The sequence below is a fragment of the Bradyrhizobium sp. JR3.5 genome (assembly GCF_054057015.1).
Map to the genome: position 1 here is coordinate 4,539,395 of NZ_JBSRYV010000002.1, position 26,845 is coordinate 4,566,239.

The following is a 26,845-nucleotide window of genomic DNA, read 5'->3' on the forward strand; positions in this document are numbered from 1 at the left end:
TGGCGATGCCGGCCGACACCAACGCCAATGGCGATATCTTCGGCGGCTGGCTGCTCAGCCAGATGGACGTTGGCGGCGGCGTGTTCGCCTCGAAGGTGGCGAAGTCCCGCACCGTGACGGTGGCGATCGAAGCGATGAACTTCCGCAAGGCGGTCTATGTCGGCGATCTCGTCTCGGTGCACGCCAATCTCGTGCGTGTCGGTCGCACCTCGATCACGGTGCATCTCGAAGCCTGGGTACTGCGCCGCCGCGAGCAGCAGTCGATCCTCGTCACCGACGGCAATTTCACCTACGTCTCGATCGACGATCAGGGCCGTCCGCAACCGATCCAGCGCGATGGTGCGACGATTTCGACCTGACGTCTTTTGCGCGAAAACGCCGCTGATTCGGCGCGAGAGAAAACGCGTCGAAACTGAGACCGGAGCGCCGCTCGATTGTAAAAAGCGGCGCTTCGTTTCGCAAAAAACTCAGGAACAAACGGGCGGCGATGCCGTTGTCGGCGCGGAATCAAACCGAGGCCGATAATGTCAGACTGCTACGTCATCGAAGTAAGTTCCGAGACCGCGGGTATCGTGGTGCGCGATACCAGGGGTTACGCGTTTTTCGCGGCTTCGCACCGGTTCCAAGCTCTCGAGGGCCAAATCTTCCGCAACGCACGCGAGGCCGAGCGCGCGGCGCGACGGCTGGTCACCGGCCAGGATCTGCAGATGGCCTCCTGATGAGGAGCCACGCGGCGCGCCGTTTGCGCGCGCCGCAAGAGTCTGTATTGATGCATCCGAACTCACGGAAATCTTTTTTCGGATGTCGCAGACACAAGGCAAGGCGCTGCTGTTCGACATTAACGGCACGCTCGCGGACACCGACCCGATTCATCTCGCCGCGTTCAACCAGGTGCTCGGCCCCCACGGACACAGCTTCGATCACGCGCGCTTCGGCAAGGAACTGCAAGGCTTCTCCAACGCGTCGATCGGCGAGCGTTTCCTCACCCACGAGCCGGCCGACCGCCGCGCCAGCATCCTTGGCGAGAAGGAGCGGATCTTCCGCGAATTGGTCTCTGGCCAGATCGTGCCGGTGCCGGGATTGATGGCGCTGCTCGACCGGGCCGATCGCGCCGGCGTGCCGATGGTGGCGGTGACCAATGCGCCGCGCCCGAACGCCGAACTGCTGCTCTCGGGACTGGGTATCGCGCACCGTTTCAAGGCTGTCGTGATCGGCGATGAATTGGCGCAGGGCAAGCCGCATCCATTGCCGTATCTGGAGGGACTGCGCCTCGCAGGCGCGTCGGCACCGGCTTCGCTCGCGTTCGAGGATTCGCGCTCCGGCATTCAGTCCGCGACGGCGGCGGGCATCGCGACGATCGGGATGCGAACTGGGCTTGGTCATGCCGATCTGCTCGCGGCGGGCGCGGTCGCCAGCGCCCGGGCGTTTGATGATCCGGAATTGATTCGCCTGGTTGCATCGGCCATGGCTTGGTGAGGAAACGGCGTGGTGAGGCAGTGTGCCGAAACGTTGCCGGCTCGACATTGCTGCAACGCAGTCCTTAACCCCAGCGATGCTTGCTCGTTGACCTCCGCGCCGAACGGTCGCACCATGGCCTATTCGCCGTTTCAAGGGGGCCGCCGTGGCCGGACTCTCCCACCGCCAGACTGAAATCCTCAACATCGCACGCGCTTTTGGCCGGGTCATGGTCGAAGACCTTGCCAAGCGATTCGAGGTGTCTGCGCAGACCATTCGCAAGGACCTCAACGATCTCTGCGATGAGCGGTCGCTGACCCGCATCCATGGCGGCGCGATCATCGCCTCGGGCGTCGAGAACCTCGCCTATGAGGCGCGCCGCTTTGTGGCCGCCGAGGAGAAGAAGGCGATCGGCGCCGCCGCGGCCGCGCGGATTCCGAACGGCTGCTCGCTGTTCATCAATATCGGCACCACGACGGAAGAGGTCGCCAGTGCGCTGACCTCGCATGAGGACCTGCTGGTCATCACCAACAACCTCAACGTCGCGATGCTGCTGTATCGCCATCCGCGCATCGAGGTGGTGGTGGCCGGCGGCACTGTGCGCCGCGCCGACGGTGCGGTGGTCGGCTCGACCGCGACGCAGCTGATCGGCCAGTTCAAGGTCGATTACGCGATCATCGGCGCGTCCGCGATCGACGAGGAGGGCGCGCTGCTCGACTTCGACTATCGCGAGGTGCAGGTGGCGCAGGCGATCATCGCCAACGCGCGCAACGTGATGCTGGTATCCGATGCGACCAAGCTCCGCCGCAGCGCGCCGGTGCGGATCGCGCATATGAGCCAGATCCAGACCTTCGTCACCGATTCGCCGTTGCCCGCTGGCCTCGCCAACATCTGCCACAGCCGCGGCATCGAGGTGGTCGTCGCGATGGACAAGCCGCAGGCCGATATCGACGACAATGGCGCTGACGCCGCACCCGCGACGCTGCGCAGCGCTTAGTCGATTTCAACGATATCGCCGCTGTCGGCCCATCGTCCCCGCACAACAACTCGCTCACCGTCACCCTGAGGTGGCCGCTTCTTCAGCGGCCCTCGAAGGGTGAACGGCCACACTGGGGCCTCGCACCCTTCGAGGCTCGCTCCGCTCGCACCTCAGGGTGACGGGTTAAGTGATCGCGCGGGGTCAGGTCGGGTGAGCCTGTCCACCATTCCGCAGTCAGTCCGCCCAAAAAATCCCCAGCGAAAGTTCCCTATTTTCACTTTGCTTTCGTTTTCGGTTGTGATCTACTCCAATCCGAAAGTAAAACCGTCAAAGCGAAAACGGTTGCCGGGGGAAGCGTTCTTTGGACCGAATTTACGACCTCGCCATCATTGGAGGCGGCGTTAATGGCTGCGGCATCGCGCGCGATGCGGCGGGCCGGGGCAATTCTGTTTTCCTCTGTGAAATGAATGACCTAGCCAGCGGGACGTCGTCCTGGTCGACCAAGCTGGTGCATGGCGGTCTGCGCTATCTCGAGTATTACGAGTTTCGCCTGGTGCGCGAGGCGCTGATCGAGCGCGAGATCCTCTGGCAGATCGCGCCGCATATCATTCGTCCGCTGCGTTTCGTTTTGCCGCACCATGCGGGCCTGCGCCCGGCCTGGCTGCTGCGGCTCGGCCTCTTCCTCTACGACCACATCGGCGGCAGGCACCTGCTGCCGGCGACGCGCTCGGTCGACCTGACGCGCGACGTGGTCGGCAAGCCGCTGATCCCGGGCCGCTACACCAAGGGCTTTGAATATTCCGATTGCTTCGTCGACGACGCGCGGCTGGTGGCGCTGACCGCGTGCGATGCCGCCGATCGCGGCGCCGAGATTCGCACCCGCACCCGCGCGGTGGAGATCAGGCAGATCGACGGCGTCTGGCACGTCACGGTCGAAGATGGCGCAACTGGCGCCCGCGACACGATCAAGGCGCGCGTGCTGGTCAACGCCGGCGGTCCCTGGGTCGAGCAGGTGCTCGCTACCGGTGTCGGCGTCAACGCGCGGGCCAAGGTGCGGCTGGTGCAGGGCTCGCATATCGTCGTGCCGAAACTCTACGACCACGACCGCGCCTACATCTTCCAGAATGCCGACGGCCGCATCATCTTCGTCATTCCCTACCAGAACGATTTCTCGCTGATCGGCACCACCGATCGCGACTATGACGGCGATCCGGCCAAGGTGAAGGCGACGCGCGAGGAGATCGAGTATCTCTGCGCCTCCGCCAGCGAATACCTTGCCAAGCCGGTGAAGCCCGAGGATGTGGTCTGGAATTACTCCGGCGTGCGTCCGCTCTATGACGACGGTGCGAGCGAAGCCAAGGCCGCGACTCGCGACTACGTCTTCGAGCTCGATACGCCCGGCGGTGCGCCGCTACTGTCGATCTATGGCGGCAAGATCACCACCTATCGCCGCCTCTCCGAAGAGGCGCTGGAGCGGCTGTCGCCCTATCTCCGCGGCGCGAAAGCGCAGGAGGGCTGGACCGGCAAGGCGCCGCTGCCCGGCGGCGACATGGATGTCTCCGCGGTCGCGGCGCTGAGCGCCGAGCTGGTTCGCAACTATCCGTTCCTCGCGCAGTCCCACGCCAACCGTCTCGCCCACGCCTATGGCACACGCGCCAGCAAGGTCTTGGGCAATGCAGCAACGGCTGATGATCTCGGCCGCTCTTTCGGCGCCACCTTGACGGAGAGTGAAGTCCGGTACCTGATGGCGAACGAATGGGCGCGGACCGCAGACGATGTCGTCTGGCGACGATCCAAGCTGGGCTTGCGGATGACGGCGGGTGAAATCGCCGCGCTCGACGAGTGGATGGTCGCCAACCGCGTGTCCGGTGAACGTCCCCTCCGCGAAGCGGGAGGACGGGCATGAGCGTTACACTGCAGAACGTCACGCGAATCGTGGATGGCATTCAGACCATCCGCGATGTTTCGCTGACGCTGGAGCGTGGCACGCTCAGTGTGCTGCTCGGGCCGACGCTGTCGGGCAAGACCTCTATCATGCGGCTGCTCGCCGGCCTCGACAAGCCGACCACCGGCCGCGTGCTGGTCGACGGCAGGGACGTCACCGGCGCCGACGTGCGGCAGCGCTCGGTGGCGATGGTCTATCAGCAGTTCATCAACTATCCCTCGCTGACGGTCTACGAGAACATCGCCTCGCCGCTGCGGGTGCAGGGCAAGCCGAAGGCCGAGATCGAGCAGCGGGTGGCCGAGGCGGCCAGCCTGTTGCGGCTCGAGCCCTATCTGAAGCGGACGCCGCTGCAGCTCTCCGGCGGCCAGCAGCAGCGCACGGCGATTGCGCGCGCGCTGGTCAAGGGCGCCGACCTCGTGCTGCTCGACGAGCCGCTCGCCAATCTCGACTACAAGCTGCGTGAGGAGCTGCGCGCCGAGCTGCCGCGGATATTCGAGGCATCGGGTGCGATCTTCGTCTATGCCACCACCGAACCGTCGGAGGCGTTGCTGCTCGGCGGCGACACGGTGTGCATGTGGGAAGGCCAGGCGCTGCAGACCGGCGCGACGCCGAAGGTCTACCGCCATCCCGACTCGCTGCGCGTCGCGCAGGTGTTCTCCGATCCGCCGCTCAACGTCATCGGCATCGAGAAGAAGGGTGACCGGGTGATCTATGCCGGCGGCGAGCAGGCGCCCGCGGCTGGGCTGTATGCCAAGCTGCCTGACGGCACGTACAAGATCGGCTTCCGTGCGCACCAGCTCGAGGTCGGGAGCGTCGTGCCCGGCCGCCACAAATTCTCCGCCACCGTGACGGTGACCGAGATCACCGGGTCGGAGAGCTTTGTGCACGTTCATGTCCACGATTCGAATTGGGTCGCGGTGCTGCACGGCGTGCACGAATATGAACCCGGGCAGGTGCTCGAGGCCGCGCTCGATCCCGAGAATATCTTTGTATTTGACGCCGCCGACCGCCTGGTCGCGTCGCCCGCGACCGCGTTTGCAAGCGAATTGTACGGCAGTTCGCTTGCGGCACGCACGTCAGCCAGCAAGAGCAATTGAGGGAGATGCCCGATGGCTCGCATTGACCTCGTCGATCTCGCGCAATCCTACAGCGGCAATGACGCGCCGCTGGAATCCTTTGCGCTGAAGCCGGTGACGATGACCTGGCGGCAGGGCGGTGCCTATGCGCTGCTCGGGCCCTCCGGCTGCGGCAAGACCACGCTATTGAACCTGATTTCCGGGATCGTGACGCCGTCGCGCGGCAAGATCCTGTTCGACGGCCAGGACATCACGCCGCTGTCGACGCAGAAGCGCAATATCGCGCAGGTGTTCCAGTTCCCGGTGATCTACGACACCATGACGGTCGGCCAGAACCTGGCCTTCCCGCTGAAGAACCGCGGCGTCGCCAAGGCCGAGGTCGATGCGCGGGTCAGGCAGATCGCCGATTTGCTCGACCTCACGCCGTACCTCAATCGCAAGGCGACGCGGCTCACCGCCGACGCCAAGCAGAAGATCTCGCTCGGCCGCGGCCTGGTGCGCTCCGACGTCGCCGCCGTGCTGTTCGACGAGCCGCTGACGGTGATCGATCCCGAGCTGAAATGGCAGCTGCGCTCCAAGCTGAAGGCGCTGCATCGCGAGCTCGACCTCACGATGATCTACGTCACCCACGACCAAACCGAGGCGCTGACCTTTGCCGATACCGTCGTCGTCATGCATGACGGCCGCGTGGTGCAGAGCGGCACGCCGGCCGAATTGTTCGACAAGCCGGCGCACACCTTCGTCGGCTATTTCATCGGCTCGCCCGGCATGAACATCGTACCCGCCGAGGTCTCAGGCCACGAGGCGCGGATCGACGGCCATGTCATCGGCCTGCATCGAAACTATGGTGTGCTGCCGGCCGGCAAGAAGATCGAGATCGGCGTGCGGCCTGAATTTGTCGATGTCGCGGCACCGGCGTCCGGGCTGCTGTCGGCCACCATCGAGCGGATCGACGATCTCGGCCGCATCCAGTTCGCCCGCGTCCGCGTCGGCAACACCAAACTCGCGGCGCGCGTGCCCCCCGGCTTCTCGATCTCCGGCGATACCGCCGGCCTGATCTTCAATCCCGCCAACGTCCACGTCTATGCCGACAGCCATTTGGTCGAAGGGGTCGCCTGATGGACAAGACCATCAACCAAAAAGCCTGGTTCCTGGTGCTGCCGGTGTTCCTGGTGGTCGCGTTCTCGGCGGTGCTGCCGCTGATGACCGTCGTGAACTATTCGATGCAGGACACCTTCGGCAACAACCAGTTCTTCTGGAACGGCGTCGGCTGGTTCAAGGAGCTGCTCGATCCCTCGACCGATCTCGGCGGCCGCTTCCTGGCCTCGCTCGGCCGCAACCTGTTCTTCTCCGCCGTGATACTTGCGATCGAGGTGCCGCTCGGCATCATCGTCGCGCTGTCGATGCCGCGCGAGGGCTGGAGCGTCGCGGCCTGCCTCGTCATCCTCGCGCTGCCGCTGCTGATCCCGTGGAACGTGGTCGGCACCATCTGGCAGATCTTCGGCCGGCCCGATATCGGCCTGCTCGGCTATGTGCTGAACCACCTCGGCTTCAACTACAACTACGTCTCCAATGAGGTCGACGCCTGGGTCACGGTGATCGTGATGGACGTCTGGCATTGGACCAGCCTCGTCGCGCTGCTCTGCTACGCCGGCCTGAAGTCGATCCCCGACGCCTACTACCAGGCGGCGCAGATCGACGGCGCCTCGCGCTGGGCGGTGTTCAAGGCGATCCAGCTGCCAAAGATGAACCGCGTGCTGCTGATCGCGGTGCTGCTGCGCTTCATGGACAGCTTCATGATCTACACCGAGCCGTTCGTGGTCACCGGCGGCGGTCCCGGCAACTCGACGACCTTCGTCTCGATCGAGCTCGTCAAGATCGCGCTGGGCCAGTTCGACCTCGGCAAGGCCGCGGCGCTGTCGCTGGTTTACAACCTGATCATCCTGATCGTGTGCTGGGTGTTCTACACCGTGATGACCAATGCCGGCTCCGAGCGTCCGGTCAAGGAAGGAGCGGCGTGATGCACTCGATCCCCGGCCGCCGCCTGATCATGGCGCTGTTCCTGATCTTCCTGCTGTTGCCGATCTACTGGCTCGTCAACATGAGCTTCAAGACCAACGCCGAGATTGTCTCGACGATGACGCTGTGGCCGCATACGCCGACGCTGCAGCACTACCGGCGCATCTTCACCGACGAGAGCTGGTACTCGGGCTACATCAACTCGCTGGAATATGTCGTCATCAACACCGTGATCTCGATCGCGGTGGCGCTGCCGGCGGCCTATGCATTCTCGCGCTACCGCTTTCTCGGCGACAAGCACCTGTTCTTCTGGCTGCTGTCCAACCGCATGGCGCCGGCGGCGGTCTACGCGCTGCCGTTCTTCAACCTGTACTCGGCGATCGGCCTGTTCGATACGCCGTGGGCGGTTGCGCTCGCGCACTGCATCTTCAACGTGCCGCTGGCCGTGTGGATCCTCGAAGGCTTCGTCTCCGGCGTGCCGCGCGAGATCGACGAGACCGCCTTCCTCGACGGCTACTCGTTCCCGCGCTTCTTCATCAAGATCCTGGTGCCCCTGATCGCGAGCGGGATCGGCGTCGCCGCGTTCTTCTGCTTCATGTTCTCCTGGGTCGAGCTGCTGCTGGCGCGCACGCTGACCTCGGTGCAGGCCAAGCCGATCGCCGCGATCATGACGCGCACGGTCTCGGCTGCCGGCATGGACTGGGGCCTGCTTGCCGCGGCCGGCGTGCTCACCATCATCCCCGGCGCGCTCGTGATCTGGTTCGTCCGCAATTACATCGCGCGCGGCTTCGCGCTCGGCCGGGTGTGAGGGATGACGATGCGATCACGCTGCGGCAGCTCAACGTCGGGTTTCACCTCTCCCAAAGGGAGAGGTCGGATTTGGCGCAAAGCGGCAAATCCGGGTGAGGGGTTTCACTCTATCGATGGACCGTACCCCCTCACCCCGGCCCTCTCCCCATGGGAGAGGGGGCGCAGTGTGCCGTACGGAGGGAGCTGAGACATGGACAGCATCGCATGGATGGCATGGACCTGGCCCACCGCGGTCTTCTTCGTGCTGCTTGCCTCTACGCTCGGGATGATGACCTGGCTCGCGATCGCCTATCCCGAGGCGGAGCGGGTCGGCGTGCTGCGCATTCCGACCACACGCGGCGACCGTCTGTTCGTCTCGCTGGTGCTGGCGGCGGTGATCCACCTGCTGTGGATCGGCCTCGTCGGCACCGATCCGATTTTCACCCTGCCGATCGGGGAGGACGTCGAGATTTCGAGCCTGTGGCTCGGAACGGTAATTTCGCTTCTTTCAGCCGTGGTGATTTTTCGCACCGTCTGAAGAACGCGAAAAAGAGCAGATCCGGGGTCTACCCGGGCCTGATTTAGTCGCTGCAACCGGAGGAATCTAATGCGACATTTACGAATGACTAAAGATAAGCTTTTGACGATGACCAGCGCGGTCGCGCTCGTCGCAGCATCGGTCACTCTTGTCGCGCCGGCCCGCGCCGACGAGGCGGCCGCCAAGAAGTGGATCGACAGCGAATTCCAGCCGTCGACCCTCTCCAAGGACGACCAGATGAAGGAGATGCAGTGGTTCATCAAGGCCGCCGCCCCCTTCAAGGGCATGGAGATCAACGTCGTCTCCGAGACCCTGACGGTGCACGAATATGAATCCCGCACTCTCGCCAAGGCGTTCGAGGAGATCACCGGCATCAAGGTCAAGCACGACATCATCCAGGAAGGTGACGTCGTCGAAAAGATCCAGACCCAGATGCAGTCCGGCAAGAACGTCTATGACGGCTGGATCAACGACTCCGACTTCATCGGCACCCACTTCCGTTACGGCCAGGCCGTCGACCTGACCGAGTGGATGAAGGGCGAAGCCAAGGACGTCACCGATCCGATGCTCGACGTCGACGACTTCATCGGCAAGTCGTTCACGACCGCACCGAACGGTCACCTCTATCAGCTGCCCGACCAGCAGTTCGCGAACCTCTACTGGTTCCGCTACGACTGGTTCACCAACCCGGAATACAAGGCCAAGTTCAAGGCCAAGTACGGCTACGACCTCGGCGTGCCCGTGAACTGGTCGGCCTATGAAGATATCGCCGACTTCTTCACCAACGACATCAAGGAGATCAGCGGCGTCAAGGTCTACGGCCATATGGACTATGGCAAGAAGGACCCCTCGCTCGGCTGGCGTTTCACCGACGCCTGGCTGTCGATGGCCGGCAACGGCGACAAGGGTCTCCCGAACGGCCTGCCGGTCGACGAATGGGGCATCCGCATGGAAGGCTGCCGTCCGGTCGGCTCGTCGGTCGAGCGTGGCGGCGACGTCAACGGCCCGGCGGCGGTCTATTCGATCGTCAAGTATCTCGACTGGATGAAGAAGTATGCTCCCCCGCAGGCGCAGGGCATGACCTTCTCCGAGTCGGGCCCGGTGCCTTCGCAGGGCAACATCGCCCAGCAGATCTTCTGGTACACCGCCTTCACCGCCGACATGGTGAAGCCGGGGATTGCCGTGATGAACGCGGACGGTACGCCGAAGTGGCGTATGGCTCCGTCGCCGCACGGCTCGTACTGGAAGGACGGCATGAAGCTCGGCTACCAGGACGTGGGTTCGGCCACGCTGCTGAAGTCGACCCCGGTCGATCGCCGCAAGGCGGCCTGGCTCTATCTGCAGTTCATCGTCTCCAAGACGACGAGCCTGAAGAAGAGCCAAGTCGGTCTCACCTTCATCCGTGAATCCGACATCTGGGACAAGTCGTTCACCGAGCGTGCGCCGAAGCTCGGCGGCCTGATCGAGTTCTACCGTTCGCCCGCGCGCGTGCAGTGGACCCCGACCGGCAACAACGTGCCTGACTATCCGAAGCTCGCTCAGCTCTGGTGGCAGAACATCGGCGATGCGTCGTCTGGTGCGAAGACGCCGCAAGCTGCGATGGACGCGCTCGCCGCGGCCCAGGATTCGGTGATGGAGCGCCTTGAGAAGTCCGGTGTGCAGGGTGCCTGCGGACCGAAGCTGAACAAGAAGGAAACCGCCGAGTACTGGTACAAGAAGGCCGAGAAGGACGGCACCATCGCTCCGCAGCGCAAGCTCGCGAACGAGAAGCCGAAGGGCGAAACGATCGACTACGACACGCTGATCAAGTCGTGGCCGGCGAGCCCGCCCAAGCGCGCCGAAGCTAAGTAAGGCGGTAAGGCTGACCGCCCACGCCATCCGCAAACTGCAAAAGGCCGGGAGCAATCCCGGCCTTTTTTGCTGGATCGACGGCTGTGGAGACCGGTTCGGGATTGTGCTCAAATGACGCGATGAGATCATATGCGTCTGCCGTCATCGCATCATGATCCCGGAGTTTCGCCATGCGCATGACTTTCCGCTGCGACCCGCGGCTTGCCGATCATCTGCCGCGGCCGTTCCCGGCCCGCACTGCGTTGCCCGATTGGCTGCGTGCGATGCCGGCGAAGGCGCATTCCGACATCCACGACCGCGAGATCCGCACGGTCAAGCAATGCCCGCCCTTCGTCGATGCGATGGCCCATGGGGTCATGATCCCGCTGCCTTGCGATGTCAGGGTCGAGCGCGGCGCCTTCGCCTGGGATTGGGACATTCCGGAGCCGGCAACGCAGGGCCATCCGCGCGCGCCGCTCAGCTTTCATCCCGTCGCGCAATTCGCCGGCGCGCCGTTCGCCAACGGGCAGGCCGCGCTGAAATTCAACAGCTTCTGGACCATCGAGCTCGAGCCGGGCTGGTCGCTGTTCGCGACGCATCCGGTCAATCGCGACGACCTGCCGTTCCGAGTGATCTCGGGGCTGGTCGACGCCGACCGGTTTCACGATGGCGGCATCAATTTCCCGGCGGTCTGGACCCAGCCTGATTTCGCCGGCGTGTTGCCGAAGGGGACGCCGGTCGTGCAATGCTTCGCGGTGCCGCGCGCGGCTCCCGAACTGGTGTTCGAGGCGTTCGACGATGCGCATCGCGAGGCCTATTCGAAAGTCGTCGGCGAGGTGCTGGCTGCGCCCAATGTCTATCGCAAGCATTTCCGCGCCAAGCGCGGCCGGCTAGTCACCTAAGGCCGCACGCAGCGCGCGCTCGTCGAGCCACAGCCGGCCGTGCGGGGCCGAGGTTAGCGCCATCGCGATCGATCCGAACAGCTGTGGACGCAAGGCATAGGCGCGGGCGAAGGCCTGCATCGCGGCGTCGGGCTCGCCGCTCTCTTGCAGCGTGATCCCCAGATTGAGTGCCGCTTCGGCATAATCCGGCTTGATCTCGAGCGCCTTGCGATAGGCGCGTGCGGCGCTGTCGTGATCGCGCATATCCTGCTTTGCGACGCCGAGATCGAACCACACCGAGGCCGGCGCCGCGCTCGCAACGGCGCGCTCGAGCAGGCCTGCGGCCTTGGCGAGGTCGCCATCCTCCCAGGCCAGCCGGCCAAGTCTTGCGTTGGCTTCCTGATGCTCAGGGATAACCTTGAGGATCGCCTCCCAGGCCTCCCAGGCCTCGCGGGCCTGTGCCTTGCGGCCGGCCAGTTCCAGCGTGCGTGCCTTCTCGAGGAAAGCTTCGCGTTGCGGCTTGAGCGCGATGGCGCGGTCGAGATGCGTCAGTGCCGCATCGAATTCGCCGCCGCTGCGGGCGAGGCGCCCCGCGAGCAGCCGCGCCGCCGCATTGTCCGGGCGCCGCGCCAGGCTGGTCTCGATATGCCTGCGGGCTGGCGCGATCTCGCCTTTGGCGAACAGCACGGCGGCGAGCAGATGGCTCAGCATCGGCTCGCCGGGCTGGCGCGCAAGGCCGCGCTCGCAGAGCTCGATCGCTTCGTCGTGCCGGCCGCTGTTGAATGCGGCGGTCGCGCGTCGAACGATATCCTCGGCGTTGTCCTTGCTCATTCCCGTGCGCGACCAACTATAGGCTTGTCCGTTATGGACCATGTTATGCGCCGCCGGGGATCATGACCAGCGCATGAACCAGCGCCTGAAGAAAGGCCGGGAGCGCTCCCGGCCTTTCTCTTTTGTCGGAATTCCAGGATTCTCTTTCGTCATTCCGGGGCGCGCGAAGCGCGAGCCTGGAATCCATCCTGACGCAAGTGATGCGGATCAGTGGATTCCGGGTCTGCGCCTGGCGGCGCATCCCGGAATGACGGTGTGGAGAGAGAGCGGACCGGGTTTCACTCCGCCGCTTCGGTCGCCTTTAGTGTCGGATAATCCGTGTAGCCCTTGGCGCCGCCGCCGTAGAAGGTCGCCTTGTCCCAGTCGTTGAGCGGGGCGCCGGCCTTGAGCCGCTCGACCAGATCGGGATTCGAGATGAACGGCTTGCCGAACGCGATCAGGTCGGCGGCACCCGCCTCCAGCACCTTCTCCGCTAGCGCGAAGTCGTAGCCGTTGTTGGCGACATAGGCCTGCTTGAAGCGCTTGCGCAGTGAGGCGTAGTCGAACGGCGCGACGTCGCGCGGGCCGCCGGTCGCGCCCTCGATGACGTGGATATAGGTCAGCTCGAGCGCATTGAGCTGGTCGACGATGTAGTCGAACAGCGGCTGCGGATCGGAGTCGGAGACGTCGTTGGCCGGCGTCACCGGCGAGATGCGGATGCCGGTACGCTCGGCGCCGGCCTCCTTGGCGACCACCTTGGAGACCTCCAGCATCAGCTGGGCGCGCTTCTCGATCGAACCGCCATAGGCGTCGGTGCGCTTGTTGGTACCGTCCTTCGCGAACTGGTCGAGCAAATAGCCGTTGGCGCCATGGATCTCGACGCCGTCGAAGCCGGCCGCCAGCGCATTCGCGGTGCCGCGCTTGAAATCCTCGATGATCCCGGGGATTTCCGACAGTTCGAGCGCGCGCGGTTCGGACACGTCGGCGAAGGTGCCGTTCACGAAGGTCTTGGTCTTGGCGCGGATCGCGCTCGGCGCCACCGGTGCGCCGCCATTCGGCTGCAGCGACGTGTGCGAAATACGGCCGACATGCCAGAGCTGGATGAAGATGTGGCCGCCGCGCTCATGCACGCGATCGGTGACCTTGCGCCAGGCCGCGACCTGTTCCTTCGAATAGATGCCGGGGGTGTCCTGATAGCCCTGGCCCTGCTGCGAGACCTAGTGGCTCGCCTCGGTGATCAGAAGGCCGGCGGAGGCGCGCTGGCCGTAATAGTCCACCGCGAGCGGGCTTGGCACCATGCCGGGCGGCACCGCGCGGTTGCGCGTCAGCGGCGCCATCACGAAGCGGTTCGGCAGCGTCAGCGGGCCAAGCTTGTAGGGCTCGAGAAGTTTGGTCGGTTGGCTCATGTGAAACGGTTCCAGACAATGATCGATGGAGAGAGATTTGTGCATTGCCGCGACGAGCGCAATGGTCGGGATATGCCCAGTTTGCAGGCTAGCCGCGCACAATTCCGCCCATGTGGCCGGCATCGAGGAACAGGGTGTGCGCGTTCACGTAGGAGGATTCGTTCGAAATCAGGAACAGCGCAGTATAGGCGACCTCCCAACCGGTGCCCTGGCGGCCGAAAGGCACTGTCACGGCGCGGTCCGATCGCCTGCGGCTGGCATCGCGGCCCATCGGCGTGTCCATGAAGCCGGGCGCGATCACATTGCAGCGAATGCCCTTGTCCTCGCCGGCCCGCGCGATCGCCCGGCCGAGCGCGATCTGCGCCGCCTTGGAGGATTCATAGGCCGGGTTGCGCCCGCCGGCGCGCTGGCTCGCCATCGAGGAGATCAGGATGATCGCGCCGCCCGGCGCCATCACCTCGAGCGCCTGCTGCGCGAACAACATATGGCTGCGCACATTGACGGCGTAGTCGCGGTCCCAGGCTTCCGCCGTCATCTTGGGCAGCGACAGGCCGGAGGAAATGCCGACATTCAGCGCCAGCCCGTCGAGCCCGCCGAGCTGTTGCGCGCAGCGCTCGACAGCGGGCGCGATCGCCGCGACGTCGGAGACATCGACCACATCGGTGAAAGCCTTGCCGCCTTCGCCCGTGATCTGCGCGACGGTGTCGTCGGCGGCTTCCTTGTTGACGTCGAGGCACGCGACTGAGGCGCCTTCGCGCGCGAACAGCACGCTCATGGCGCGGCCATTGCCGATCGGCGGCGCTTCATCGACGGTTGTGCGCTGGCCCGCACCGACCACGATGATGCGCCGGCCGGCGAGGCGGCCGTGGTTTTTCGCCAGCCCGAGCGATTCCGCATGCAGCGAGGCTGTGGGATCGATGGCTTTCGGTGCGTGGGTTGTGGTCGGCATGGCGTGCTCCCTGACGTCTTGTTGTTGTCAAGGAGCAGTAGCACGGCCGGGCGTGCGAGGCGACGTGTTCGCCGTAGCGGGAAAATCCCGCGGTGGGGAATATCGCGTCAGCTCACGCCGAGGAAATCGCGCTTGCCGATCTCGACGCCGTTGTGGCGCAGGATGCCGTGCGCGGTGACGGCGTGGAAATAGAAGTTCGGGAACGAGAAGGCGCTGAGGAATTGCTGGCCCTTCAGGGTCATGGTTCGATCTGCGCCGATCGGGAAGGTGACGTCCTTGGCGTCGGCGCCGTCGAACTGCTCCGGCTTGAACGATTTCACATAGTCGATCGTCTTCGCCAGCCGCTGCTTCAGTTCGCCGAAGCTCTTCTCCGTGTCGGGCGTCGACGGCACCTCGCTTTGCGTCAGCCGCGCACAGCCGCGTGCGGCGTGATCGCAGACCAGCTGCACCTGCTTGGTCAGCGGCAGCATGTCCGCATAGAGCCGCGATCCCAGCAGCACCTCGGGCGCGATCTTCTTCGCTTCGCAATGCGCCTCGGCCTTGGTCAGCTCGCCGGTGAGGCTGTTGAGGATCTGCAAGTAAGCGGGGACGACGGCGTCATAAAAGGACATGTGGATGCTCTTTGTTCTGATGAAATCCGGATCTGCCGAACGGCGATGCTGCACATGGGGCCGCGAAGGGAAGAATACAACTGCGGACGGCTGTAACACTTGGTCAAATATTTCGCGGCGCATTCGCGCTCCTCAGGGTGACGGTTCAAAAGCACTGCTAGCTACGCAGAAAGCCCGACGACGTCCCTACCGCATCGGCGGCATCGCGGCGTCTGCGGCCGGCTGCGTGCGGCTACCGCCGCGCATCCGCGCCACAGAGCTCCGCGGTCGGCCAGGAATCCGCCGGCAGGCCGTATTTCATCTGCATCGCCTTCACCGCGCTGCGGCTCGCCTGGCCGAGCACCCCGTCGATCTTGCCGACGTCGTAGCCGGCGCGCGCCAGCAGCGATTGCAGCTCCTTGATCTCGCCAAACGGCAGTTGCGCCACCGGCGCGTGCGGCCGCTGCATCGGCGGCGCGCCTGCGATGCGGCCGGCGAGATAGCCGGCGGTGGTCGAGTAGATCAGCGAGTTATTCCACTCGGTGTAGGCGGCGAAGTTTGGATAAGCGAGGAACGCCGGACCCATGCGGCCCATCGGCAGCAGCAGCGAGGCCGGCATCTCGTCATTTGGCAACGGCTTGCCGTCGGTCAGGCTGACACCGAGCGCAACCCATTTCGAACGCGGCAGCTTGACGGTGAGGTCGGCCTGGTCCCAAGGAAAATTCGCGGCCTGCGGCACGCGCACCTCCTGCAGCCACGGCTCGCCGCGCCGCCACTTCAATCCGTTGGCGATGTAATTTGCGGTCGAGCCGATCACGTCGGGGCCGCTGGCGAGCAGATTGCGATGGCCGTCGCCGTCATAGTCGACGGCATAGTTGAAATAGTGCGTCGGCAAAAATTGCGTCTGGCCGAGCTCGCCGGCCCACGAGCCGATCATCTCGTCGGGCGTCAGGTCGCCGCGTTCGATGATCTTCAGCGCCGCGATGGTCTCGCCCTGGAACATCTCCGAGCGGCGGCAATCATAGGCCAGTGACACCAGCGATTTCAGTGTCGGCAGATTGCCCATCTGGGCGCCGAAATCGCTCTCCAGTCCCCAGAACGCGGCGATCACCGCCGGCGGCACGCCATACTCCTTCTCGGCGCGCGCGAACGCGGCGGCATAGGTCCGGATGTATTGCTGGCCCTGCTGCATCCGGTAGTTCGCGGCCATGCGGCCGGCGAACTGGGTGAAGATCTGGCCGAACACGCGCTGGCCGCGGTCGCGGTTGACGATGCCCTGGTCGTAGACCAGGTAGGGCGCCGCTTCCGCGATCGTGCGCTGCGAGACGCCGGCGGCGACCGCCTTCTGCTTGAGCTCGGCGAGGAAGCGATCGAAGCTCTGCCCGTTGTGGCAGGACGCAGCCCTTGGCGATGCCACCGCGGCCGGGCGCGGCCTGACCGGGGCGGAGCCTGCGGGATTGGGCAGCGCCTGCTGCGCAAAGGCAAGGGAGGAGAGCGCCAGCGCTCCCGCGATCGCTGCGATCATGATCGGGGCGCGGAGGGGAGATGCTGGCATCGATGTCACCGGCTGGCAAAGGGGGATCAAGGCCCGATCTGCATACACCAGGGCGATACCGGGCAACAACGGGGGTGCCGGTCTTAGACCAATTGGGCTTCGGCAGGTTGAGACGCCGCCGCTATGATCCGGCCAGGTGATTCGCGGGCAGGGGTGTCGGCGGATCGATCACGCCCGGAGCGGCCCATGTGGAGTTTTCTCGAGCGTTTGCTGGATTCGTCGACGTTTTCGCCACACGGCATCTGCCTGTTGTGGGAGCCGGAGCTGATCTGGCTTCACGTGATTTCAGACGCGATCATTGCCGCTTCCTATTTCTCGATTCCGTTTGCGCTGGCGATCCTCGTCTCCAAGCGGCGCGATTTCCAGTTCGGCTGGATGGCCTGGCCGTTCGCCGCGTTCATCCTCGCCTGCGGCCTCACGCATGTGTTCTCGATCTACACGCTGTGGGTGCCGATCTACGGGCTCGAAGGAATAGTCAAGGCGCTCACTGCTGTCGCCTCGATCTTCACCGCGGTGCTGCTCTGGCCGCTGATCCCGAAAATCCTGGCGATCCCGACCGAGGCGCAGCTGCGCGAGGCGCATGTCGCGCTCGCCGAGGCGGGACGGCAGCGCCAGCGCTCGGAAGTCCTGCTCGAGCGTTTCCGCGAGGCCGAGGCCAATGAGAGCAAGATCCGCCAGGCGCAGAAGATGGAAGCGGTCGGCCAGCTCACCGGTGGCATCGCGCACGACTTCAACAACATCCTCACCGTCATCACCGGCACCATCGACATCCTGGCCGAAGCGGTCACCCACAACCGCCAGCTCACCGAGATCACCAGTCTGATCCGCGACGCTGCCGAGCGCGGTGCATCGCTGACGCGGCATCTGCTGGCCTTCGCGCGCAAGCAGCCGCTGCAGCCGAGCGACGTCGACGTCAATGCGTTGATGGTCGACACCATCGAGCTGCTGCGGCCGACCATCGGCGACCATGTCGATATCGATTTTCGCCCGATGCCGGATCTGCCCCGCGCGCTGGTCGATTCCAACCAGCTGGTTACCGCGATCATCAATCTGGCGCTGAACGCGCGCGACGCGATGCCGAAGGGCGGCCGACTGCGGATCGAGACCCGTACTGCCGAGCTGAAGCCATCAGACGTGCACGGCCATGACGGACTTGCCGCCGGCGACTACGTCGCGATCGCGCTGATCGACAACGGCCAGGGCATCGCGGAAGCCGATCTCGCCAAAGTGTTCGAGCCGTTCTTCACCACCAAGGACGTCGGCAAGGGCACCGGCCTCGGGCTGAGCATGGTCTACGGCTTCGTCAAGCAGTCCAACGGCCACATCGCGCTCAACAGCGAGGTCGGCCGCGGCACGCGGGTGATGCTCTATCTGCCGCGCGCGGTGGTGCAATCGCCGGCCGTGTTACCCGGGCGGCGGCAACCGGAGGTGCGCGGCGCGCAGGAGATCGTGCTGGTCGTCGAGGATGACAGGCTGGTGCGCTCCTACGTGCTGACCCAGATCGAAAGCCTCGGCTACACCACGCTGTCGGCCAACAATGGCGGCGAAGCGCTCGCCGTGCTCGACAGCGGCGCGCCGGTCGATCTCCTGTTCACCGACGTCATTATGCCCGGTGCGATGAATGGACGCGACCTCGCCACCGAAGCGCAGAAGCAGCGCCCCGGCCTGCGCGTGCTGTTCACGTCGGGCTACACCGATGACGCCATCGACCAGGACGGCAAGCTCGAGCAGGGCATCCTGTTCCTGGCCAAGCCCTACAGCCGCGCCCAGCTCGCCCGCATGCTGCGGGTCGCGCTGCGCGAGCAGGAGACCGCGCGCGCGCAGGAGCCGGCGGAGTAGCCACGATGCCGTAGCCGCAGCCCGGAAAGCGAAATCCGGAAACGGTTTCACCGCGGGATGGCCCCGGATTGCGCTGCGCTCCATCCGGGCCACGGATCGCGACACATGACCAATCGTTAACCCGCGCCGCGTCGCTGCGACGCACGCCTTCCCCTTGCGGCTGCAGCGGCAAAATCCCTACCTCAGCGGCGTCAGTTGTGGCAGCATTCCGCTCGCCGTGAGGGAACCACGATGAACTATTTCCGCACCGCGCTCCTGCTTGCCGGCCTCACTGCGCTGTTCATGGGCGTCGGCTATCTCATCGGCGGCGGCACCGGCGCCGTGATCGCGCTGATCGTTGCGGCTGCGACAAATCTGTTCACCTACTGGAATTCCGACCGCATGGTGCTGTCGATGTACGGCGCCCATCAGGTCGATGCGCGTTCGGCGCCGGACCTTTACAATCTCGTCGCCGAGCTCGCGCAGCGTGCGAGCTTGCCGATGCCGCGCGTGTTCGTGATGGACGAGGCGCAGCCGAATGCATTCGCGACCGGCCGCAATCCGGAGAACGCCGCGGTTGCCGTCACGTCAGGGTTGATGCAGCAGCTCAGCCGCGAGGAGCTCGCCGGCGTGATTGCGCACGAGCTTGCGCACATCAAGCACCACGACACACTGACCATGACGATCACTGCGACGATCGCCGGCGCGATCTCGATGCTGGCGCAGTTCGGCATGTTCTTCGGCGGCAACCGCAACAACAACGGCCCCGGCATCGTCGGCTCGATCGCGATGATGATCCTGGCGCCGCTCGGCGCCATGCTGGTGCAGATGGCGATCAGCCGCACCCGCGAATACGCCGCCGACAATTTTGGCGCGCGCATCGTCGGGCAACCGATGTGGCTGGCGTCCGCGCTCGCGAAGATCGAGAATTCAGCGCATCAGGTGCCGAACATGGAAGCCGAGCGCAATCCGGCCACCGCGCACATGTTCATCGTCAACCCGCTATCGGGTCATGGCGTCGACAACCTGTTCGCGACCCACCCCTCGACCGCGAACCGCATCGCCGCGCTGCAGCAGCTCGCCGCCGAGCTCGGTACCCAGACCGCGCCACGCCCGGCCGGTGCCAGCTATCCGCCGCGCAGCCCCTGGGGCGGTGCCTCAGGCCAGCGCGGGCCGTGGGGCTAGGGCGAGGTGAAATCATCTTGAACTGCAGCCGTACATTTCCTTCGCCTCTCCCGCTTGCGGGGGAGGCCGACGCGCGCAGCGCGGCGGGTGGGGGCTATCTCCATGATACGACTCGCGGAGAGAGCCCCCACCCCAGCCCTCCCCCGCAAGCGGGAGAGGGAGCGCTCCGCCTTTGCGGCCAGAGCCAGCAGGCCTAGCCTGCCCCGCTACGCGCTCGCGGCGTCCAGCCGCTCGACCTGACCCTTGCTCAGCTCGAGCCTCGCCGCAGCCACAAGCGTCGCGACCTGCTCGGGCTTGGTGGCGCTGGCAATCGGTGCGGTGATGCCGGGCTTCGCCATCAGCCAGGCGAGCGCGACGGCTGCCGGTTCGGCGCCGGATTCCGCGGCGACCTCGTCGAGACCGGCGAGAATCCGCATGCCGCGCGGGTTCATGTATTTCGGAATGCTGCGCGCACCGCGCGGGCTCTTGGCGAAGTCGCTCTCCGAGCGATATTTGCCGGTCAGGAATCCGGCGGCGAGGGAGAAGAACGTGATCACGCCGACGTCGTTCTCCACACAGATGCGTTGCAGCGCGCCTTCGTAGCTCGATCGCTCCGCCAGGCTGTATTCCGGCTGCATGCTCTCGTAGCGCGGCAGCCCGTTGGCTTTGGAAATATCCAGCGCGCTCTTGAGCCGATCCGCCGAGAAATTCGAGGCACCGATCGCCCTGATCTTGCCGGGCCATGGCCTTGATCAATTTGTCATAGGCCGCGAGCGTCTCTTCCTGCGGTGTGGTCTCATCGTCCTTATGGGACTGGTAGAGATCGATGTGGTCGGTCTGCAGCCGCCGCAGCGAGTCCTCGACGGCGCGCGCGATGTAGTCCGGCTTCAGGCCGACATTGCCGCCTCCCATGTCCATGCCGACCTTGGTGGCGAGGATGATGCGGTTGCGGTTGCCGCGCACCTTCATCCACTTGCCGATGATCGTCTCGGACTCGCCGCCGTGATGGCCAGGCACCCAGCGCGAATAGACGTCGGCCGTATCGAGGAACGTCAGTCCATGCTCCAGCACGGTGTCGAGCAGGCGAAACGACGACGCCTCGTCCACCGTCCAGCCGAACACATTGCAGCCGAAGCAGAGGGGAGGGACGGTGAGGCCGGAACGGCCGAGCGCGCGATGCTTCATGAGTGTTCTTTCTCTTGTTCTTGACGGGAGGCGCGGGACACTGAGGCAGATCGGCCTTGTTTTTTTGCAAGGCGCGGCGTCCGCATTGCGCCGTTTCCGAGCGAGTTACGACCACCGCCAGCCACGAGCGCGCAACGCCGCCGGCCGGCGTGGTGAGCAACGTTGCGCGTCATTTGTCGCGGGATCCGTCGGCATTCCCCTGTCGGAATGCCGACGGATGATCACGGAGAATTCGCTGCCGCCGGCTCGACTACTTGCGCTCGACGAATATCGCCTTGCAGTCGTCGCTGCTGATGTTCTCGGCGGTGTGGGAAACCACGATTGGCCCCGCAAACGCCGTGCCCGCCTTGCTGGGGCTGTCTCGCGTGGTGCCGTCGGCATTGTGCAGACGAATGGTGCAGTCGGTCAGCGGATAGACCACGAACGGCACCGGGTGCGAGTGCGGCTTGTCTGTCGTCCCCTTCTTCCATGTCGCGGCAATGACGCGGAAACTCTGGTCTTCGAAGATCACCTTGTAGGTGTCGGGATCGCCTTGATAGCTCGGCGGAGAATCCGCAGCCGCCGTCGCGGAGACCGCCGCAAGCAACCCAACAATTGAAAAACCAAATGCACGGAAATTCATATCTGAAAACTCCTGTCCAATCGCTATGCGCTCGGCAATGAGCGCCGCTGACACTTACCACAGGACGTCTCACGCCACGAGCTTCGTTCCGTCCTCCGCGTCGGGGCGTCGTTTGCGTCGGCGGCCCGCTCCGAGACGATCGGCCGTGCCGGCTTGCGCGTCAGGTCAGGCGGCCTGCCCTTCAGGGCCGGTCGACGACCGGTTGATTTTTTCAGGAGCGACGAAACGCAATTTCATTTGCCGGTCATTTGATGTAGATTGCGCGGCGAGCTGCCACCGGTTACGCCGAAGTCCGGAGAATGAGCGGCAGCGCTCATGGCCATCGGCAGGCCTTATGGTCTCATTTTCAGTACGAAGAACCTTCTGCCTGGGTCACGCCCGGGTGAAAGCTTTTTTTCATCCCCAGCCAAGTGGAGCGATTGCCATGCACTTCTGTCTCTCAGGGGAATACACACCGCGTTCCATCAACAACATCATGGAGAACCCGACCACCAATCGGTATGAGGCGGCCAAAAAGCTGATCGAGACGGCCGGCGGAAAATTGATTTCGATGTACAGCATGGCGGCCGATGGCCCCGGCGTGATGGTGATCTTCGACGTGCCGGATCCGACCGTCGCACCCGCCATCACCGGCGTGGTCGTGGCGTCCGGCGCCATCCAGAATGTGAAGCTGGTCCGGCTCTTCACGCAGGACGAGATCAAGGTGGTGCGCCAGCACGCGAGCAAGCTCAAGGCCGCCTACTCGCCTCCAGGAAGCTAGCAGGCACGAACGACGAAACGCGGCGCAGAATGATCTGACGACCGCTGTCACTCGCGCGCGGCGGCGCTTCGCAGCGTCCCGCGTCGAGACGAGGGCCGTTGAGTGCCGCCGATCCGGGGCGTTCAACGGACGGGCAGTCGCTCGGGCGGATGTCGCGCGCGCATGCCGGTTCGCAAGCCCCGGCCGGTTGTGCCGTCGCATGACGTCCGCCGCCTCGTTCAGCGTGTCTTCGGCGCGGCGATCGCAGCACCACGCCACCGCCGCTCACGAGGGCGGAGAGTCCAGATAGACGTAAAGCGCCGTGATCTTGCCGTCCCGCGCGATGATGAAATCCACGCCGGTATAGACCGGTGTTTCGCCTTTCGGCCCGGAGCCCCACGCCAGGCGTCCAGAATTGTGCAGCGCCTGCGGCGCGCCATGCGGCGTGTAAACAAAGTGCGGATGCGTCGCGCGGAGATCGCCGGCGAACTTGTCGAGCGCTTCGCGGCCCACGAGAATGCCCGGCGGTGCGTAGAGCACGCAATCTGCGGTGTAGAGCTCTTCAATTGCGGCCCTGCGGCGCACCGGATCGCCTTCGCCGAAAACCTCCGGAAGATTGCGGGTCAGCAGCGTTTCGATCACGCTCACATCTGCGCCCGCGGAGGGGGCGACACTCGTCTTGCTGGCATGCTCGTTCATCTGAGACCTCCATGTGATATCTGAAATCATGTGGTCGCAGACGCCGTTGCGAAACGGCAATGATGGAAAGTCATCGTTTCACATTTTGATGCATCGACGTGACGGCGTTGCGGTCGAAAACGCTTTGGCGCGCCTCATCGTACGTCGAGCCCTCTTCAGCCACCTTTCAGTGCGGTGTATGTACAAACGTTGCCGCCAAGCGATTTGCGCGGCGGCGTTGAAGGGCCGGCGCTTGGGGTCTGGGGTTGGGGTCTGAAGGTGCATCACTCGGTTTCGGTTTTGGGCGCGGCGTCGACGGCGCGCGCGGGATTGCTTGTCCGCATTGTCCGGCTGGCTTGCGGCCTGGTGATCGGTTGCGCCATCAATGGCTTCGCTCCGCAACGCGCGGCGGCGCAGGTGCCGTTCTCCCCGTTTCAACCAGTGCGACAGATGGAGGCTGCGAAGCCGCTGGCGCGTGAGGTCACCGGTCCGCCGGCCGCCAGCCAGCGGCTCGACGGCACCGCATTCTTTGTCGACGATCTCGGCCACATGCTGACCGCGCGTCACGCGGTCGCGGATTGCGCCCGCATTGTCGTCAGCAAGGAGGGCCGGGCCGTCGCGGCGCACGTGGTGGCGCTGGCCGCGAGCGACATTGCATTGATCAAGGTGCCGCGCACGCTGGGCCTTGCGGCGGTATTCCCGCGCGCCAACACGTCCGTTGCCAACGACATGGTGTTTGCCGAGGCCTATGACCGCCTGAAGCCGATGCTCGCGCATGGTGGATCGCTCGGCAATGCGTTCGTCGATACCACCCTGCGCGATCCCGAGCACCTCGTGCTGCGCTCGAATGTCACTTTCGGCACCAGCGGAGCGCCGGTGCTGGATTCCCGCGGCCTCGTCGAAGGCGTGGTGAGCCGCAGGACCACGGTCGATCGCGTGCTGGCGGTCGATGCCGTGCACGCGAAATCCTTTCTTGCCGCGCACGGCGTGCGCTTCCAGGAGGACGACCGGCCGCAGATGAGCGGCACCGCGTCCCGCGCGCATCGCGCCGCCAGCATCTCGGCACGCGTCACATGCCTGCAACAATGAACGACTAGTTGCTGCAAGCGCTAATACTCTCGCGTTGTCCTGTCAGCCGGCTGTCCGCGGTCAACCTTGTCCAGAACCATGCTCATCTTGCGGGGCACGCTCGCGCTCTCGTTCGGCCTCTTGATCCTGTCCCCAGCGCCGGGCCACGCTCAAGACGCCAACTTTCGCAATCCGGAACAGGCGCCGCCGTCATGGGCGCAGTTTGCCAAGCTGGTCAAATACCGGTTTGAGGAATGGATCGCGGCCGACGAGACGGTTGCCAATCGCTTCCGCAACTGGGTCATCGAGCATTCCGGCAAGGAGAACGGGCCGCCGCCGACGCTCGTGGTGCGGGCCTGGCTCAATCCGGACGGCACCGTCGAGCGCGTCACGTTTCCGGCGCTCAATGATGCCGGCGCGACCGAGGACCTGCGCACCATCCTGAAGCGCGGCAATGTCGGCGAGGCACCGCCGCCGGAAATGTTGCAGCCGCTTAACCTGCGCTTCTCGCTCAATCTGCGCAAACCCTGAGCGGCTGGCTACGCATCTGCATTCTGGGGTCCTCGCTACGCGAGCCCCGGAATGACGAGGGCGAGACATGCGCGCGCCCCTAACGCGGGTGCGATCGGCACCCGGCTTTCCCTGCGCCTCTGTTCAAGAGAGGGCGGAACGAAGAGCAAAGCTTGGACAAAACATGTCGCGAGAATGCGGAAGTATGACTCATAGGCGTTTCAACAAACTCAGTGTCGTCCCGGCGTAGGCCGGGACCCATAACCACAAATGCTGTTCGTTGCGCGATACTGGGACGACGAGTCTCGTCTACAATGTTCTTCACGGAGTATGGGTCCGGCCTTCGCCGGGACGACGCATGGGGTGAACACCATGGCCAAACAACAGTCCGAACGTTCGCGGCGCACCTTGATTCGCGTCGCCATCGCAGGAATTCCCGCGGCACTTCTGCCGCGAACGGCAGCGGCCTCCGACAAAATGACAAAACCGCAAGCCGAATATCGGGACGCGCCGAACGGCATCTACTCCTGCGGGCTGTGTACGCTGTTCGTCACGCCCGATGGCTGCAAGGTGGTGGAGGGCGCCATCGGCAAGGACGGCTGGTGCAAGGCCTTTGCCGCGGTCGATTGAGCCTTGCGCCTGCAGGGGAGAGTGGCATCGCGTCACAGCTCCCGTGCATTCGAGAATGCGAACGACGACACCCGCCGCGTGGTCTCGTCCAGGATCAGGCTGCGCGTGATCGGCGGTTCGGCGCGCTGGCTGCAGTTCTCGCGTTCGCAGAGCCGGCAGTTGACGCCGATCGGGGTGCCCTCGACCTTCTCCAGATCCATGCCGGTGGCGTAGACGAGCTTTGCCGCATGACGGATCTCGCAGCCGAGCCCGATCGCAAAGCGCGGCTGCGGCTGCGGATAGGGCGCCACCGGCCGCCGCACCGTCTGCGCGATCGAGAAGTAACGCGTGCCGTCCGGCAGCTCGATCACCTGGCTGAGCAGCCGGTCGGGCATGTCGAAGGTCGAATGCACATTCCAGAGCGGGCAGGTGCCGCCGAATTTGGAGAACGGGAAGGTGCCGGAGGAAAACCGCTTCGACACGTTGCCGGCATTGTCGACCCGCAGCAGGAAGAACGGCACGCCGCGCGCGTTCGGCCGCTGCAGCGTGGTGAGGCGGTGGCAGACCTGTTCGAAGCCGGCGTTGAAGCGCTGTGCCAGCACGTGGACGTCGTAGCTCAAGGCCTCGGCCGCGGAGTGAAATGCCTGATAGGGCATCATCGCGGCTGCCGCGAAATAATTGGCGAGCGTGATGCGGTAGAGCCGGCGCGCGGTGTCGTCGAGCGGGCCGGCGCGGCTGACGATCGCATCGATCGCGGCGCCGCATTCGACGAAGCCGATCTGCGACGCAAGCTGGAAGCTGCGGCCGGCGCTGTCGACCAGCTCGGAGATCAGCAGTTGCCGGCGATGGCGGTCGAAACGGCGCAGCGTCTCGCGCATCACGTCGACCGGCATGACGCGGGTGACGATCGAATGCTTTTCCCGCAGCCGCGTCACGAGTGCCGTGAACAGGCCTTCGGTCGGCACGTTGAGCTCGTCGCGCAGACTTTCCGCCGCGGTCTCGAGCTCCGGAAAATAGTTGCGGTTGGCCTCGATCAGGTCGCGCACCCGCTCGATCGGGTTGGCGTCGAACTGCGAGCCCTCGCGGTCGGCCATCTGCGCCGCCACCAGCGTCTCGCCGCGGCGCGCCTCGGTATAGGCGGCGTAGAGCCGCTGCAGCGCATGCGTCACCCCGGGGCACAGCTCGGCGAGGTCGCGCAGTTCCTGCTTCGGCAGGTCGATCTGGCGGAACAGGGGATCGGAGAAGATCTCGTTGAGTTCCGCGAAGAAGCGGTCCTCGTCTGCGGTGGCGAGGTCACGCAGATCGAGGTCGTAGGTTTCGGCCAGCCGCAGCAGGATCTGCGCCGTCACCGGGCGCTGGTTGCGTTCGATCAGGTTGATGTAGGAGGGCGAGATACCGAGCCCCTCGGCGATCTGGGTCTGCGACAGCCCCAATTGCTGCCGGATCCGCCGGAAGCGCGGACCGACGAACAGCTTCTTTCCGGACTCGCCCGGCATGACAGCCTTCCTGACCTATTTTGTGACAAAATTTACAAATCGACATTTATTACAAGTTCAGATGTTACATGACATCACCAATAAAAAACAAGGTATCTGTACGAACTTCCCGTTTTCGCGTTTATCTCCTGGCA

25 protein-coding genes and 3 pseudogenes are annotated in these 26,845 nt (G+C 64.7%); 18 read left to right on the top strand and 10 right to left on the bottom strand.

Annotated elements, in window-relative coordinates; genetic code table 11:
• Positions 1-5: 5 nt before the first annotated feature.
• The 11 genes from ACVWW1_RS38695 to ACVWW1_RS38745 all read left to right on the top strand — a co-directional run bounded on the left by ACVWW1_RS38695 (position 6) and on the right by ACVWW1_RS38745 (position 10,652).
• Complete coding sequence (locus tag ACVWW1_RS38695; protein ID WP_224924806.1) at positions 6-359, top strand: acyl-CoA thioesterase; 354 nt, start codon at positions 6-8, stop codon at positions 357-359.
• A 165-nt stretch (positions 360-524) separates the two neighbouring features.
• Entirely contained in the window at positions 525-719 is a 195-nt protein-coding gene (locus ACVWW1_RS38700; RefSeq protein WP_176533195.1) for a hypothetical protein, read from the top strand.
• Positions 720-801: 82 nt separating this feature from the next.
• Entirely contained in the window at positions 802-1,476 is a 675-nt protein-coding gene (locus ACVWW1_RS38705) for an HAD family hydrolase (protein ID WP_456659510.1), read from the top strand.
• A 145-nt stretch (positions 1,477-1,621) separates the two neighbouring features.
• Entirely contained in the window at positions 1,622-2,452 is an 831-nt protein-coding gene (locus ACVWW1_RS38710; protein ID WP_092124510.1) for a DeoR/GlpR family DNA-binding transcription regulator, read from the top strand.
• Between the two features lie 343 nt (positions 2,453-2,795).
• Complete coding sequence (gene glpD / locus ACVWW1_RS38715; RefSeq protein ID WP_456659511.1) at positions 2,796-4,340, top strand: glycerol-3-phosphate dehydrogenase; 1,545 nt, start codon at positions 2,796-2,798, stop codon at positions 4,338-4,340.
• Complete coding sequence (locus tag ACVWW1_RS38720; protein ID WP_456659512.1) at positions 4,337-5,476, top strand: ABC transporter ATP-binding protein; 1,140 nt, start codon at positions 4,337-4,339, stop codon at positions 5,474-5,476. The genes glpD and ACVWW1_RS38720 overlap by 4 nt, the downstream gene beginning before the upstream one ends.
• Before the next feature lie 12 nt (positions 5,477-5,488).
• Positions 5,489-6,574, top strand: a complete 1,086-nt coding sequence (locus ACVWW1_RS38725; protein ID WP_176533190.1) for an ABC transporter ATP-binding protein — start codon at positions 5,489-5,491, stop codon at positions 6,572-6,574.
• The gene (locus tag ACVWW1_RS38730) at positions 6,574-7,476 is read left to right on the top strand and encodes a carbohydrate ABC transporter permease (protein WP_092124514.1); all 903 of its coding nucleotides are present in this window, start codon (positions 6,574-6,576) and stop codon (positions 7,474-7,476) included. The genes ACVWW1_RS38725 and ACVWW1_RS38730 overlap by 1 nt, the downstream gene beginning before the upstream one ends.
• On the top strand, positions 7,476-8,282 hold the full coding sequence (locus tag ACVWW1_RS38735) for a carbohydrate ABC transporter permease (protein WP_021075985.1): 807 nt from the start codon (positions 7,476-7,478) through the stop codon (positions 8,280-8,282). The genes ACVWW1_RS38730 and ACVWW1_RS38735 overlap by 1 nt, the downstream gene beginning before the upstream one ends.
• A 192-nt stretch (positions 8,283-8,474) precedes the next feature.
• Complete coding sequence (locus ACVWW1_RS38740; protein ID WP_456659513.1) at positions 8,475-8,801, top strand: DUF2160 domain-containing protein; 327 nt, start codon at positions 8,475-8,477, stop codon at positions 8,799-8,801.
• 108 nt (positions 8,802-8,909) lie between these two features.
• On the top strand, positions 8,910-10,652 hold the full coding sequence (locus ACVWW1_RS38745; protein WP_171948230.1) for an ABC transporter substrate-binding protein: 1,743 nt from the start codon (positions 8,910-8,912) through the stop codon (positions 10,650-10,652).
• Here the strand turns inward: ACVWW1_RS38745 and ACVWW1_RS38750 are convergent.
• A complete protein-coding gene (locus tag ACVWW1_RS38750) occupies positions 10,645-10,824 on the bottom strand; it encodes a hypothetical protein (protein ID WP_456659514.1) in 180 nt (59 codons plus the stop codon). The genes ACVWW1_RS38745 and ACVWW1_RS38750 overlap by 8 nt on opposite strands.
• Between ACVWW1_RS38750 and ACVWW1_RS38755 the strand changes: the two genes are divergently transcribed.
• A complete protein-coding gene (locus ACVWW1_RS38755; protein WP_456659515.1) occupies positions 10,823-11,533 on the top strand; it encodes a hypothetical protein in 711 nt (236 codons plus the stop codon). The two genes, ACVWW1_RS38750 and ACVWW1_RS38755, sit on opposite strands and share 2 nt — an antisense overlap.
• Here the strand turns inward: ACVWW1_RS38755 and ACVWW1_RS38760 are convergent.
• From ACVWW1_RS38760 to ACVWW1_RS38780, 5 genes and pseudogenes are all read right to left on the bottom strand, one after another.
• Positions 11,522-12,343, bottom strand: coding sequence for a tetratricopeptide repeat protein (locus ACVWW1_RS38760; RefSeq protein ID WP_456659516.1), 822 nt, complete (start codon positions 12,341-12,343; stop codon positions 11,522-11,524). The genes ACVWW1_RS38755 and ACVWW1_RS38760 overlap by 12 nt on opposite strands.
• Before the next feature lie 278 nt (positions 12,344-12,621).
• Positions 12,622-13,728, bottom strand: a pseudogene (locus ACVWW1_RS38765) (alkene reductase).
• 88 nt (positions 13,729-13,816) lie between these two features.
• Positions 13,817-14,677: an SDR family NAD(P)-dependent oxidoreductase gene (locus tag ACVWW1_RS38770; RefSeq protein ID WP_456659517.1), complete on the bottom strand. Its 861-nt coding sequence runs from the start codon at positions 14,675-14,677 to the stop codon at positions 13,817-13,819.
• Between the two features lie 107 nt (positions 14,678-14,784).
• Positions 14,785-15,288 (bottom strand): DUF1993 domain-containing protein, encoded by a 504-nt coding sequence (locus ACVWW1_RS38775; protein ID WP_456659518.1) that lies wholly within the window; start codon positions 15,286-15,288, stop codon positions 14,785-14,787.
• A 186-nt stretch (positions 15,289-15,474) separates the two neighbouring features.
• Positions 15,475-16,792, bottom strand: a pseudogene (locus ACVWW1_RS38780) (lytic murein transglycosylase).
• Positions 16,793-17,008: 216 nt separating this feature from the next.
• Here ACVWW1_RS38780 and ACVWW1_RS38785 point away from each other — a divergent pair.
• Positions 17,009-18,661 carry an ATP-binding protein gene (locus tag ACVWW1_RS38785; protein WP_456659519.1) on the top strand — a complete coding sequence of 551 codons (1,653 nt, stop codon included), beginning with the start codon at positions 17,009-17,011 and terminating at the stop codon, positions 18,659-18,661.
• A 231-nt stretch (positions 18,662-18,892) separates the two neighbouring features.
• Positions 18,893-19,825, top strand: coding sequence for a zinc metalloprotease HtpX (gene htpX, locus ACVWW1_RS38790; protein ID WP_456659520.1), 933 nt, complete (start codon positions 18,893-18,895; stop codon positions 19,823-19,825).
• Between the two features lie 206 nt (positions 19,826-20,031).
• On the opposite strand, the pseudogene ACVWW1_RS38795 reads toward htpX, so the two are convergent.
• Both ACVWW1_RS38795 and ACVWW1_RS38800 read right to left on the bottom strand, forming a co-directional pair.
• A pseudogene (locus ACVWW1_RS38795) lies at positions 20,032-20,989 on the bottom strand (aldo/keto reductase).
• 250 nt (positions 20,990-21,239) lie between these two features.
• Positions 21,240-21,665 carry a cupin domain-containing protein gene (locus ACVWW1_RS38800; protein WP_224942881.1) on the bottom strand — a complete coding sequence of 142 codons (426 nt, stop codon included), beginning with the start codon at positions 21,663-21,665 and terminating at the stop codon, positions 21,240-21,242.
• A gap of 370 nt (positions 21,666-22,035) precedes the next feature.
• On the opposite strand from ACVWW1_RS38800, the gene ACVWW1_RS38805 reads away from it, so the two are divergent.
• Positions 22,036-22,371, top strand: a complete 336-nt coding sequence (locus ACVWW1_RS38805; RefSeq protein ID WP_176533180.1) for a GYD domain-containing protein — start codon at positions 22,036-22,038, stop codon at positions 22,369-22,371.
• Positions 22,372-22,635: 264 nt separating this feature from the next.
• Here ACVWW1_RS38805 and ACVWW1_RS38810 read toward each other — a convergent pair whose 3' ends face one another.
• Positions 22,636-23,109: a nuclear transport factor 2 family protein gene (locus ACVWW1_RS38810; RefSeq protein WP_456659521.1), complete on the bottom strand. Its 474-nt coding sequence runs from the start codon at positions 23,107-23,109 to the stop codon at positions 22,636-22,638.
• Between the two features lie 129 nt (positions 23,110-23,238).
• Between ACVWW1_RS38810 and ACVWW1_RS38815 the strand changes: the two genes are divergently transcribed.
• The 3 genes from ACVWW1_RS38815 to ACVWW1_RS38825 all read left to right on the top strand — a co-directional run bounded on the left by ACVWW1_RS38815 (position 23,239) and on the right by ACVWW1_RS38825 (position 25,236).
• Complete coding sequence (locus tag ACVWW1_RS38815; RefSeq protein ID WP_456659522.1) at positions 23,239-24,117, top strand: S1 family peptidase; 879 nt, start codon at positions 23,239-23,241, stop codon at positions 24,115-24,117.
• A gap of 78 nt (positions 24,118-24,195) precedes the next feature.
• Positions 24,196-24,627 (top strand): hypothetical protein, encoded by a 432-nt coding sequence (locus ACVWW1_RS38820; RefSeq protein ID WP_176533178.1) that lies wholly within the window; start codon positions 24,196-24,198, stop codon positions 24,625-24,627.
• 351 nt (positions 24,628-24,978) lie between these two features.
• Positions 24,979-25,236 carry a high-potential iron-sulfur protein gene (locus ACVWW1_RS38825; RefSeq protein ID WP_456659523.1) on the top strand — a complete coding sequence of 86 codons (258 nt, stop codon included), beginning with the start codon at positions 24,979-24,981 and terminating at the stop codon, positions 25,234-25,236.
• A gap of 32 nt (positions 25,237-25,268) precedes the next feature.
• Here ACVWW1_RS38825 and ACVWW1_RS38830 read toward each other — a convergent pair whose 3' ends face one another.
• Positions 25,269-26,711 (bottom strand): helix-turn-helix domain-containing protein, encoded by a 1,443-nt coding sequence (locus ACVWW1_RS38830; protein WP_456659524.1) that lies wholly within the window; start codon positions 26,709-26,711, stop codon positions 25,269-25,271.
• Positions 26,712-26,845: the final 134 nt, after the last annotated feature.